This is a genomic window from Bradyrhizobium sp. CCBAU 45321 (genome assembly GCF_028128975.1).
Taxonomy (GTDB): domain Bacteria; phylum Pseudomonadota; class Alphaproteobacteria; order Rhizobiales; family Xanthobacteraceae; genus Bradyrhizobium; species Bradyrhizobium yuanmingense.
This window is the reverse complement of record NZ_LFKZ01000129.1, coordinates 299,552-311,425: the sequence shown is the minus strand read 5'-3', so window position 1 is coordinate 311,425 and position 11,874 is coordinate 299,552. Positions and strand designations below refer to the sequence as shown.

Annotated in this window: 10 protein-coding genes and 1 pseudogene; 5 read left to right on the top strand and 6 right to left on the bottom strand. The window is 65.1% G+C overall.

The genetic code is table 11. The features are described 5' to 3' along the window. Positions 1–156: 156 nt before the first annotated feature. The 6 genes from ACM43_RS31250 to hpaH all read right to left on the bottom strand — a co-directional run bounded on the left by ACM43_RS31250 (position 157) and on the right by hpaH (position 6,557). On the bottom strand, positions 157–1,782 hold the full coding sequence (locus ACM43_RS31250; protein WP_271545311.1) for a thiamine pyrophosphate-dependent enzyme: 1,626 nt from the start codon (positions 1,780–1,782) through the stop codon (positions 157–159). Positions 1,783–1,807: 25 nt separating this feature from the next. After that, the gene (locus ACM43_RS31245; protein ID WP_157281278.1) at positions 1,808–2,677 is read right to left on the bottom strand and encodes a fumarylacetoacetate hydrolase family protein; all 870 of its coding nucleotides are present in this window, start codon (positions 2,675–2,677) and stop codon (positions 1,808–1,810) included. Further along, positions 2,677–3,660, bottom strand: coding sequence for a 3,4-dihydroxyphenylacetate 2,3-dioxygenase (hpaD, locus tag ACM43_RS31240; protein ID WP_157281281.1), 984 nt, complete (start codon positions 3,658–3,660; stop codon positions 2,677–2,679). Before hpaD ends, ACM43_RS31245 begins: the two co-directional genes overlap by 1 nt. A 132-nt stretch (positions 3,661–3,792) precedes the next feature. Then, positions 3,793–5,331: a 5-carboxymethyl-2-hydroxymuconate semialdehyde dehydrogenase gene (gene hpaE, locus ACM43_RS31235; protein WP_271545310.1), complete on the bottom strand. Its 1,539-nt coding sequence runs from the start codon at positions 5,329–5,331 to the stop codon at positions 3,793–3,795. Next, positions 5,324–5,722 (bottom strand): 5-carboxymethyl-2-hydroxymuconate Delta-isomerase, encoded by a 399-nt coding sequence (locus ACM43_RS31230; protein ID WP_271545309.1) that lies wholly within the window; start codon positions 5,720–5,722, stop codon positions 5,324–5,326. Before ACM43_RS31230 ends, hpaE begins: the two co-directional genes overlap by 8 nt. A 28-nt stretch (positions 5,723–5,750) precedes the next feature. Continuing rightward, on the bottom strand, positions 5,751–6,557 hold the full coding sequence (gene hpaH / locus ACM43_RS31225; RefSeq protein WP_271545308.1) for a 2-oxo-hept-4-ene-1,7-dioate hydratase: 807 nt from the start codon (positions 6,555–6,557) through the stop codon (positions 5,751–5,753). A gap of 112 nt (positions 6,558–6,669) precedes the next feature. On the opposite strand from hpaH, the gene hpaR reads away from it, so the two are divergent. The 5 genes and pseudogenes from hpaR (at position 6,670) to ACM43_RS31200 (ending at position 11,738) form a co-directional block, all read left to right on the top strand. Next, on the top strand, positions 6,670–7,188 hold the full coding sequence (hpaR, locus tag ACM43_RS31220; RefSeq protein WP_225149904.1) for a homoprotocatechuate degradation operon regulator HpaR: 519 nt from the start codon (positions 6,670–6,672) through the stop codon (positions 7,186–7,188). Positions 7,189–7,302: 114 nt separating this feature from the next. Further along, positions 7,303–8,079 carry an HpcH/HpaI aldolase family protein gene (locus tag ACM43_RS31215; protein ID WP_035709283.1) on the top strand — a complete coding sequence of 259 codons (777 nt, stop codon included), beginning with the start codon at positions 7,303–7,305 and terminating at the stop codon, positions 8,077–8,079. Positions 8,080–8,174: 95 nt separating this feature from the next. Next, on the top strand, positions 8,175–9,698 hold the full coding sequence (locus ACM43_RS31210; protein ID WP_271545307.1) for a UxaA family hydrolase: 1,524 nt from the start codon (positions 8,175–8,177) through the stop codon (positions 9,696–9,698). Between the two features lie 239 nt (positions 9,699–9,937). Then, positions 9,938–10,453: pseudogene (locus ACM43_RS31205) on the top strand (PAS domain-containing protein); the annotation flags it as partial. A 370-nt stretch (positions 10,454–10,823) separates the two neighbouring features. Then, a complete protein-coding gene (locus tag ACM43_RS31200; protein ID WP_271545306.1) occupies positions 10,824–11,738 on the top strand; it encodes a methyl-accepting chemotaxis protein in 915 nt (304 codons plus the stop codon). Positions 11,739–11,874 lie beyond the last annotated feature (136 nt).

Below are 11,874 nucleotides of genomic sequence, written 5' to 3'. Positions count from 1 at the left end.
TCCCGCTTGCGGGAGAGGGTTGGGGAGAGGGTGCTTCCGCAATGGGACAATCCCCAAGAGGAGAAAGCCCTCACCCGCGCCTTCGGCGCGACCTCTCCCGCAAGCGGGAGAGGTGAACAAGCCGCGACAATCGATTCAACCTAAAGCCATTTCGCCTCAAGGCTTCGGCGGGTGAATGAAGGCCCACGGGCTGACTTCGGAATCCCGGGGCACCTCGACGGAAATCAGCACCGGCCCGCCGTGGCCGAGCGCCTTCTCCATCGCCGCCTTGAATTGCTCCGGCGCGGTGACGCGCGCAGCAGTCACGCCAAAGGATTCCGCGAGCTTGACGAAATCCGGATTGACGAGGTCGGACGCCACCACTCGGCCATCGAAATGCTGGCGTTGGTCGCGGCGGACATTGCCGTAGGCGTTGTTGTTGAACACCAGCGTCACCACGCCGATGTTGAACTGCACGGCGGTGGCAAGCTCCTGCACGCCGAACATGAAGCCGCCGTCCCCGGTGATGGCGACGACCGGCTTGTCGGGATTGGCGACCTTGGCGCCGAGCGCGGTCGGGAAACCCGAGCCGAGCGTGCCCTGGTAGCCCGAGGTGATGAAGGTGCGCGGCTGGTAGATTGGAAAGCCGTACCAGGAGGCGAAGCCGACCTGCGACAGTTCGTCGGTGACGATCGCATCTGCCGGCAGTACCTCGCGCAGGATGTTGAGATAGGCCATCTGCGGCTGAACCCGCTGGATCTCGGCTTGCGCGGCCGCGGTGGCCTCGCGGATCGTGCCGCGCCGTCCGGAAGTCTTGCTGTAGCCGGCCCTGCGAACGGCGGCGGCGAGATCGCGGGTCGCGGTCTTGGCATCGGCGACGATCGCGGTGTCCGACGAGAACCGCCGCATCTCGACCGGATCGATGTCGATGCGGATGCTCTTCAGGCCAGTGGGCCGATACGGCCAGCGCGACATGGTCGGCAGCTCAAGCCGTGTGCCGATGCCGATCATGAGATCGGTATTCGGCCACAGCCTGTAGGCCGCGGCCATAGTGAGCCCGAGCTCGTGCGCATTGGAGACGATGCCGCGGCCGCTGCGGAAGGCGACCACGGGCGCATCGATCATCTCGGCGAGCTCGAGGATTTCCTCACCCGCTTCGATCGCGCCGCTGCCGACGAAGATCATCGGCGCCTTGCTGGTCCTGATGAGCGCGGCGGCCTGCTTGATCATATCAGGATCAGGCTGCGGCGCCGGCAGAGGCTCCAGCACCTTCGCAGGCGCCGCGTCGGCACGCTGGGTGAAGACGTCCCAGGGCATCTCGACCGACGCGGGGCCGCGCCGTCCCGACATCATCTCCTGGAAAGCGCGCGCGACGATCGTCGGCGCATCGCCGGGATATTCGATGCGCTCGGCCCATTTCACATAGGTGCGCAAGGTCGCGAGTTGGTCCGGCATCTCATGCAGATGGCCGCGACCCTTGCCCAGGAACGAAGTCGGCACCTGGCCGGTGACGCACAGCACCGGCTCGTTGCAGCCGAACGCGGTGAGCAGCGCGGCGCTGGCATTGAGCACGCCCGGGCCGGGTACCACGCTGAACACGCCGGGCCGGCCGCTGGAGCGCGCATAGCCGAATGCCATGTAGCCGCAGGCCTGCTCGTGCCGCGCGCCGATCACCTTGAGCTGGGCCTGGTGGAACGCGTCGAACAGGCCGTAGACCTGCGCGCCGGGCAGGCCGAACACGGTGTCGACGCCGTGGGCGACAAGCCCGCTTACGATCGCTTCGCCGCCGGAGAGGCTGGTCATTTGGTTATTCCATTTCGCTTGTTGTTCAGGCTTCGTCGATCACGCCGTTGCGCAAGCGCCCGATCCCCTCGGCCTCGACCTCGACGACATCGCCAGGCTTCAGATAGCGCGGCGGATCGAACCGCGCACCGGCGCCGGTCGGCGTGCCCGTGACGATGATATCGCCGGGGACCAGGGTTGCGAAGGTCGAGATATAGTTCAGGAGATAGCGGAACGGAAACATCAGCCGGCTGGTGCGATCGTCCTGCCTGAGCTCGCCGTTGACATGCGTGGTGAGCCTGACGTCCGCGATCTGCGATTCCCGCGTGTAGGGCACCAGCCACGGGCCGAGGCTGCCGCTGGAATCGAAGTTCTTGCCCTGCGTCACGTTGAACTTGGCGTGGCGCAGCCAGTCACGCACCGAGCCCTCGTTGCAGAGCGTCAGCGCGGCGATGTGATCGAGCGCGGCGCTTTCGGGAATGTGCCGGCCTTGCTTGCCGATCACCAGCACGATCTCGCCCTCATAGTCGAGCTGCGCCGAGGCGCGCGGGCGCACCAGCGGCGTGTCGTGGCCGACGAAGGAGCGGGGCGAGCGCATGAACATGCTGGGATATTTCGGCGCCTCCTGGCCGTCCTTGTACTCGGCGTTACGATCAGGATAGTTGACGCCGATGCAGATGATCTTCTCCGGTGCCGGGACCGGCGGCAACCAGGTGATCTCGCTGAGTGCGTGAACCGGCGTGCGACCAGCGGCTTCCTCTGCAAGGCTCACGAGCTTTCCGGACGCGATCACCTCGCGCAGCGTCGGATAGGTCTGGGCATAGCGCGCGGAGAGATCGACGATGCCGCCTTCCAGAACGGCGCCGTACTTGGTTTCACCCTTGACGGAATAGGTGGCGAGACGAGGCAGCTTCATCAGTCCGCCACCAGCACATCGGCCACGAATTTCGGCTCGCGCACGGCTTGGCCCGTGAACGGCGAGCCCTGCTCGAACCAGGACCGCGGCGCCGGGGCGCCCCACAGCGTCTGGCGGCGCGGATCGCGCAGCGACCAGCGCAGCGGCTCGTGGTCGTGATCTCCGGTGAAATAGTCGCTGGTGTAGAGCTCGAGGCGGTGTCCGTCGGGATCGCGCACATAGAGGAAGAACGCGTTCGAGATGCCATGGCGTCCCGGCCCGCGCTCGATGTTCTTCACAAAACCTTGCGAAGCCATGACGTCGCAGAGATGGATGATGTTCATCGCCGTCGGCGTCCAGTAGGCGAAGTGATGGAGGCGCGGCCCCTTGCCGTTGGTGATCGCAAAATCGTGGACATTGCCCTTGCGATGCATCCAGGCCGCGGCGATGCGCCCGTTCGGCCCGTCCTCCTCGGCATATTCGGTGAGGCGAAAACCGAGCCGGGCGTAGAATTCCATCGTGTCCTGCACTTCGGCCGCGAAGACGTTGAAGTGATCCAGCCGCTGCGGGTGGCAGCCCCGGTAGAGGTCGTAGCGGCGCAGGAGATGCGGCCGCCGCTCCATCGCCGCGTAGAGCTCGATTCTAAAGCCGAAGGGATCGGTGAATTGCAGCGTGCGGCCCTGGAACGGCTGGTCGACGAAGGCGTAGGCGAGGCCGTTCTCGGACAGGAACGTGGCGGCCTTGTCGAGATCTTTGTCGTTGCCGACCTTGAAGCCGAGCCGGGCGCAAGCCGGCACCGCGGCCTTGCGCAGCACCAGCGAGTGATGCTGGTGCTCCTCGGCCGCGCGCAGGTAGACGGCCTCTTCGTCGGCGTCCTCGACATGCAGGCCGACAATGGTCTCGTAGAACTCGCGGCTCAGCTTCAGGTCGGTGACGTCGAGCACGACGTGGCTGGAGCGGATGATGTTGAACGGCGGTTCGAAGACATGTTGCGGTACCGGCATGTGCGTTTCCCCTTCTCGGCTTCGTCATTCCGGGGCTTACGAAGCACGAACCCGGAATCCATTCATCCACCAACTCTGCTGCTCGATGGATCCGGGTTAGGCTCTTCGAGCCGCCCCGGAATGACACCGCCGCTAAATTCCCAGCTTCTGAATCTTGTGCGTGCCCCGCGCTAGCGAGACGTGCTTGGTTTCCATGTAGAAGTCGAACGAATAATCGCCGCCGTCGCGGCCGATGCCTGAAGCCTTCATGCCGCCGAACGGCGTCGGCAGATGGCGGACATTCTCCGAGTTCAGCCAGATCATGCCGGCCTCGAGCGCATCGGCAACACGCAGTGCGCGTCCCATGTCATTGGTCCAGACATAGCCGGTCAGGCCGTAACGGATGTCGTTGGCGATCTCGATCGCGTCCACCTCGTCTCGGAAGGGCAGTACGGTCAGGAACGGCCCGAACACCTCCTCCTGCGCGACCCGCATCTTGCCGTGCGCACCGGTCACCAGCGTCGGCTCGACATAATGCCCGCCGCCGGGGCCGTCGTAGGCCTTGCCGCCGACCGCAATGGTGGCACCGTCCTGGCGCGCCACGTCGAAATAGGAGCAGACCTTTGCCAGATGCCGCTCGTGGATCAGCGGGCCGATCTCGGTGGCGGGATCGAGGGGATGGCCCACCTTGAGCGCCTTCACCCGCGCGGTCAGCTTCTCCACGAATTCTTTCGCGATGCTCTGCTGGATCAGCAGCCGACTCGAAGAGGTGCAGCGCTCGCCATTGAGCGAGTAGATCATGAACACGACGGCATCGAGCGCGCGGTCGAGATCGGCGTCGTCAAACACGATCACCGGGTTCTTGCCGCCAAGCTCGAAATGCACGCGCTTCAAGGTCGGCGCGCCCTGCATCATGATGGCCGAGCCGGTCGCGCTCTCGCCGACGAAGCCGATTGCCTTGATGGCGGGATGCTCGGTCAGCGCCTTGCCCGCTTCCTCGCCAAAGCCGTGCACGGTGTTGAGCACGCCGTCGGGGACGCCGGCTTCCTTCACGAGCCTTCCCAGAATGGAAGCGGTCACCGGCGACCATTCGGCCGGCTTGTGCACGACGGTGCAGCCGGCCGCCAGCGCTGGCGCGATCTTCCAGGTCGAGAGCATGAACGGCGTATTCCATGGCGTGATCACGCCGACCGGGCCGATCGGCACCCGCGTCGAGACGTTCCAATGCTCCTCGCTCGGCGTGTTAAGGCCGTCGCGCGCCTCGCTGCATTTGTCGGCGAAGAAACGGAAATTCTCGGCGGCGCGGATCGCGGCCTTTGCCATGAAGCGATAGGCCTGCCCGGTATCGATGCATTCGAGCACCGCGATGTCCTCGGCATTGTCCTCGATCGCATCGGCCACCCGATGCAGCAGCTTCTTCCGCATCGGCGGGCCCATGTCGCGCCACGACTTGAACGCGAGTGCAGCCGCAGTCGCTGCCGCGTCGATGTCCTCGGCATTGCCCCGCGCGACGCTGGCGAGCACGGCGCCATCGACCGGCGACCTGGTCTCGAACGTCTCGCCCGAGATCGAGGCGACGGTCTTGCCGTCGATCATGTGGCCGATGCCGTCCGCGCGCAGAGTTTTCAAAAGCGGCGCGAGGCGGTCACGGTTGGCCTGGAACAGATCGGCTTTCGGCGTGGGCTTATCCATGAGCGGCCTCCGCTTTCAGGGCGTCGTGAATGTTGTTGCGCTTCCAGCTGGTGTCCTTGTCGTTGATCTGCATGTCGAACGACAGGGCGAACTTGCTGGCGGCGAAGACGGGATCGAGATGTCTTGAGAGCGCCTGGAAGACGTGCTCGCCGGCCTTCTGGCGGGTAGGCAGGTCGCGGCCCTCGCCGATGCGCAGCACCATGTCCAGGAATCCGTAGTCCTGCCGCGCGTCCGCAATCGCATAGTGCTCGCAGCGGATGGCACGAACGCGGATGCCGCCGAGCGGGAAGATACCGGTCTCGCTAGCTGCCTTGCGCACGACCTCGCACACCGCGGCGATGTCGAGACGGTCGTCGAGATTGGCCGAATACTCGATGGTGAAATGCGGCATCGCGGTTTCACTCCCTGTCTTCTTCCGCCTAGGCGAAGTAGCAGCTCACCGAGCCGTAGGCGCCATAATCGGCCTGGATTGTGTCGCCCTTGCGGGTCTCAATCGGACGGATGAACGAGCCGGCGAGCACGACCTGGCCGGGCTCGAGCGCCAGCCCAAGCGGGGCGATCTTGTTGGCGAGCCAGGCGACGGCAGTCGCGGGATGATTGAGCACGCCGGCGGCAAGGCCGGTCTCTTCCAGCTGGCCGTTCTTGAAGCAGAGCGCTCCGATCCAGCGCAGGTCAGCATCCAGCGGGCGGATCGGCCGCCCGCCGAGCACGATGCCGGCATTCGCCGCATTGTCGGCGATGGTGTCGAAGATCTTTCGCGTCGCCTTGGTCTTGGGATCGACGCGCTCGATCCGCGTATCCAAAATCTCCAGCGCCGGCACCACGAAGTCGGTGGCGTTGAGCACGTCGAACAGCGTGCAGTCGGGCCCTGAAAGGCGCTTGCTCATGACGAAGGCGAGCTCGGCCTCGACGCGCGTCGCGATGAAGCGCTCGGTCGGAACGAGGCCGCCATCAGCGAAGAACATGTCGTCGAGCAGCACGCCGGAATCCGGCTCGTCGATGCCAAGCGCGCTCTGCATCGCTTTCGAAGTGAGGCCGATCTTGTGGCCTTTGACCACGCGCCCCTCGGCGATCTTGACGTCGACCCAGGCCTTCTGAATCGCATACGCATCCGAGATGCTGATGTCCGGGAAGTCGTGCGAGAGCTGCCGGATTTGCGTGCGCGTCTTCTCCGCCTGGTGCAGACGCCTCGCGCAAGCTTGGATATCGTCGTTGGAAAGCGCCATTTGTGATCTTACAAATCGTGGTGCCGCGGAGATACTTAACATGTTAAGTGAATGCGTCAAACACAAATTCGGCTTGCTGCACTGCAAACGTTTTGCGGCTTGAAGGGGCGTCATGACCAAGAAATCTGCCGATCCCGCCAACGGTCACCCGCCTGCCGCGCGCCAGGTGCCGATGCGCGATTTCTCGCGCTCGCTGCCGATGTCGCTGCTGCGAGCCCGGGAAGCGGTGATGCGGCAGTTTCGTCCCTCGCTGCGCGAGCACGGCCTGACCGAGCAGCAATGGCGCATCCTGCGCGCGCTGGCGGCGATCGAGGCGGTCGAGGTCACGGAACTCGCGCGCACCGCGTTCCTGCTCGGGCCGAGCCTGTCGCGCATCCTGCGCGACCTCGAGGCGCGCAACCTGATCGAGCGCAAGACGGCGAAGGCCGACCAGCGCCGCAGCATGGTCTCGATCTCGAAAGAGGGGCTGAAGCTGATGGCCTCGGTCGCGCCGACGTCGGAGGCGATCTATGCCGAGATCACGCGGCGCTTCGGCGCCCGCAAGCTCGCCGAATTGCAGGAGATGCTCGGCGAGCTCGAACGGAGCCTTGCCGGGCTCGGCGGCGCGGACGAGACAATAGCCGGGGAGTGAAACCAGATATGCGTGCGTGCGCGGCGAGAGCCATGGACATTCACGCTTTTTTTCGCTCAAAGTGCGGCCCAACCGATCCGCGGCGAGTGAGAGCAACAGGGAAGGAAAGGCAACGTGGCGAACAAAGTCAAAGAGATCTGGAAGTCGGGCAAGGCGGTCGTCAACGCCTGGCTTGCCATTCCCTCCGGCTTCTCGGCCGAGATGGTCGCGCAATGCGGCTTCGACAGCGTCACGGTCGACATGCAGCACGGCGTGCAGGACTATCTCTCGATGGTGCAGTGCTTCCAGGCCATGGACAAGCATCCGATCACCCCGATGGTCCGCGTGCCCTGGAACGAACCCGGCATCATCGGCAAGGTGCTCGATGGCGGCGCCTATGGCGTGATCTGCCCGATGGTCAACACGCCGCAGGAAGCCCGGAACCTGGTCTCCTATTCGAAATATCCGCCCAAGGGCGTGCGCTCCAACGGTCCGATCCGCGCCGGCATGTACGGCACCGCCGGCTCCTATCAGAAGACGGCCAACGACGAGATTGTGCTGCTGCCGATGATGGAGACGCGGACCGCCGTCGAGAACATGGAAGCGATCCTCGACGTCGAAGGCATCGACGGCGTCTATATCGGCCCGTCCGATCTCGGCTTCTCCTACGGCCTCGAGCCCAAGCTCGACCGCAGCGAGCCCGAGATCCTCGCGATCTACGAGAAGATCATCAAGGAATGCGGCAAGCGCGGCCTCAACCCGGGGATCCATTGCAGCGGCGCCGAAGGCGCGGCGCGCGCGATCAACATGGGCTTCAAGCTGGTGACGCTGTCCAACGAAGTCGGCCTGATGACCACCTACGCCAAGATGCAGGTGAACGCGACCCGCAAGGATTCGGGCGGCAAGGCGTAAAAAACCCGCGAATGGCGAATGGGAGTAGCGAATAGGGCTGCTCCCATTTCCACTCGCCATTCGCTATTCGCTACTCGCCTCCGAAGGAGACTTCCATGACCATCAGCCCCGTCATCCGCCTGCATCCCGATGATGGTGTGGTGATCGCGCGCGCGAGCCTGCCGCCGGGAACATTGGTCGCCGACGGCGTGACCACGGTCGATCGCATCCCCTCCGGCCACAAGGTCGCGATCAAGCCGATCGCCGAAGGCGAGCCGATCAGGCGCTACGGCCAGATCATCGGCTTTGCCACGCAAGCCATCGCGCCGGGCCAGCACGTGCACGTGCAGAATTGCGGCATGGGTGATTTCGCCAAGGACTATGCCTATTGCGTCGACGTCAAGCCGACGCCGAATTTCGACCTGCCGGCGACCTTCGAGGGCATCCGCCGTCCGGACGGCCGCGTCGCCACGCGCAACTATATCGGCATCCTCACCTCGGTGAATTGCAGCGCGCATGTCGCGAGCCTCGTCGCCGACGTCTTCAAGAAGAATCCCTTCACCGGCGACAATCCGCTCGCCGACTTCCCCAACGTCGACGGCGTCGTCGCGCTGACCCACAAGACCGGCTGCGGCATGACGCAGAACGAGCCGCTGGCGCTGCTCCGCCGCACGCTCGGCGGCTATGCGCGGCACGTCAACTTCTCCCACGTCATCGTGCTCGGCCTCGGCTGCGAGGTGAACCAGATCGGCGGCCTCATGGAAGAGCAGAAGCTTGCCGGACGACTGCGCGCGATGGACATCCAGGAGGTCGGCGGCACCCGCAAGACGGTCGAAGCCGGCATCGCCTTCGTGCGCGAGGCGCTGACTGACGCCGACAAGGTCAAACGCGAGACGGTGCCGGCGAGCGAGCTCACCGTGGCGCTGCAATGCGGCGGCTCGGACGGCTATTCCGGCGTTTCCGCCAATCCCGCGCTGGGGGCGGCCAGCGACCTCATCGTGCGTCACGGCGGCACCGTGATCCTGTCGGAGACGCCGGAGACCTACGGCGCCGAGCATCTCTTGACACGCCGCGCCGTCAGCCGCGAGGTCGGCGAGAAGCTGGTCGACCTGATGCGCTGGTGGGACGAATATACCACGCGCGAAGGCGCCGAGATGAACGCCAATCCGAGCCCCGGCAACAAGGCCGGCGGCCTCACCACCATTTTGGAAAAGTCCCTCGGCGCGATGGCGAAGGCCGGCACCACCAATCTCGTCGAGGTGCTGCGCTATGCCGAGCCCGTCACCAAGAAGGGGTTCGTGTTCATGGACACGCCCGGCTACGATCCAGTAGCTGCGACCGGGCAGGTCGCCGGCGGCGCCAACCTCGTCTGCTTCACCACGGGCCGCGGCAGCGTGTTCGGCTGCAAGCCGGCGCCGTCGATCAAGCTCGCCACCAACACGCCCATGTACAAGCGCATGGAAGAGGACATGGACGTCAATTGCGGCACCATCCTCGAAGGCGAGGAGAGCGTCGAACAATGCGGACGGCGCATCTTCGAACTCATCCTCAAGACCGCCTCGGGCCAGCCCACAAAGAGCGAGAGCTTCGATTTCGGCGGCGCCGAGTTCGCGCCCTGGGTGCTGGGCGCGACGATGTAGTCGCGCTTGGCTAGCGCTGCGCAGCCCATCAAGAGCCGCCGGTAGCCGATGACCGCAACCGGAATCGGAGCGCGTGTGGCGATCCGAAATGCAACGACCGTTCGCTAAGTAATGATACGTAGGTGGGCGCCGGCTGCAAAAAGTTCCCGGCTTACACCTGGTTAACATTGTTGCCGTAGACACGAGGGTGATGCGGCTTCACAGCGTGGTGGGGCCGGCGTGACTTGAGGATCGAACCGATGCAAGCGATACGTCCCACTGGGGTGGAAAATCTCCTCGGTGAGGAGGAGCTGATCGTATCGAAGACCGATCTCAAAGGCCGCATCACCTACGCCAACGACGTCTTCATCCGCATGGCGAAGTACTCGTGGAAGGAGCTGATGGGCGCGCCCCACAGCCTGATCCGCCATCCCGACATGCCGCGCGCCGTCTTCAAGCTGCTGTGGGACACGCTGCAGTCCAAGCAGGAGATCTTCGCCTACGTCGTCAACCTGGCGAAGGACGGCAGCCACTATTGGGTGTTCGCCCACGTCACGCCGACATTCGACGAGCGCGGCAACATCGTCGGCTATCACTCCAACCGTCGCAAGCCGGATCCCGCGCAGATCGAGCGCATCAAGCCGATCTACAAGACGCTGTGCACTGAGGAGGCGCGGCATGCCAATGCCAAGGAGGGCATGCAGGCGAGCTTCGAGACGATGGTCGGGCTGCTCAAGCAACAGGGTGTCGGTTACGATGAATTTGTGCTCTCTCTCTCTAAGGCGCAGGGAGCGACCGCGCTCGCGTGTGGTCTTGCCGTCGTTGCGTTCGTTCTCTCGCTGCTCGGCATATCCGGTATCACGAGTGCCGCTTCTCTCGGCGCGACGATCGCGCTCTCCGGCTATGCCGTCTGGTGCCAGCACCGCGCGGCGGTTTCCGTCGACGAGGTCGCCGATGTCTGTCGCAAGGCGGCGGCCGGCGATCTCGAGGCGCGCATCCTCAGCGAGCGGCAGGCCGGGCGCATCGGCGCCATCCAGAAATCGGTCAACGACATGCTCGACATTACCGATGCGTTCCAGCGTGAAGCTTCGGCGTCGATGGAGTATGCCAGCCGCGGCAAGTATTTCCGCAAGATCCTGGCGCGGATTGCCCGGCTCGTTCCGCCGCTCGGCGACCGTCATCAATTCCGGCACCGACAGCCTTGGCCGCAGGGTCGTCGAGATCGCGGACCTTGCCAGGCAGTTCGGCGCGCATCTCGACCAGGTTGCGGGCACGCTGATGGGCGCGGCGACCGATCTCGAATCCGATGCCGGCCAGATGGCGGCGGCGGCGGAGAAGACCAGCCTGCAAACCTCCGGCGTGCTCAGCGCGTCCGACCAGGCCTCGCGCAACGTCGCCACTGTCGCCAGCGCCGCCGAGCAGCTCGCATCGTCGATCGCCGAGATCAACCGCCAGGTGGCCGGCTCGACCGCGAGCACGGGGCGGGCGGTGAACGAAGCCAATCGCGCCGGCGGCGAGATCCGGAGCCTTGCGGACGCCGCGATGCAGATCGGCGATGTCGTCAAGCTGATCAGCGAGATCGCCTCGCAGACCAACCTGCTCGCGCTCAATGCCACCATCGAGGCGGCCCGCGCGGGCGACGCCGGCCGCGGCTTCGCGGTGGTGGCCTCCGAGGTCAAGAGCCTCGCCAACCAGACCGCCAAGGCGACCGAAGAGATCAGCGCCAAGGTCGGCGAGATGCAGCAATCGACCACCACTTCGGTCGCTGCCGTCGAGGCGATCGCGCAGACCATCGCGGAGATCGACGGCATCTCCGCCTCGATTGCCGCCTCGATCGAGCAGCAGGGGGCGGCGACGCGCGAGATCGCCCGCAACGTTCACGAAGCCTCAACCGGCACCTCGCAGGTCTCCTCCAACGTGACGGGCATCAGCGAAGCCGCCGCCGACACCGGCCGCGTCGCTGCCCGCGTCAACCACGCCTCCGAACGCGTCCACGGCGAAGTCGAGACGCTCCGCCGCGAAGTGACCCAGTTCCTGCAAAGGCTGACCTCGGCGGCGTAACGTTTCTGCAAACGAGGTCGTCATGCCCGGGCTCGTCCCGGGCATCCACGTTCTTGGTTCTGCGCGGCAAAGGTCGTGGATGGCCGGGACAAGCCCGGCCATGACGCCGTGGAAGCAGCACCGCGCCAACCCTAAC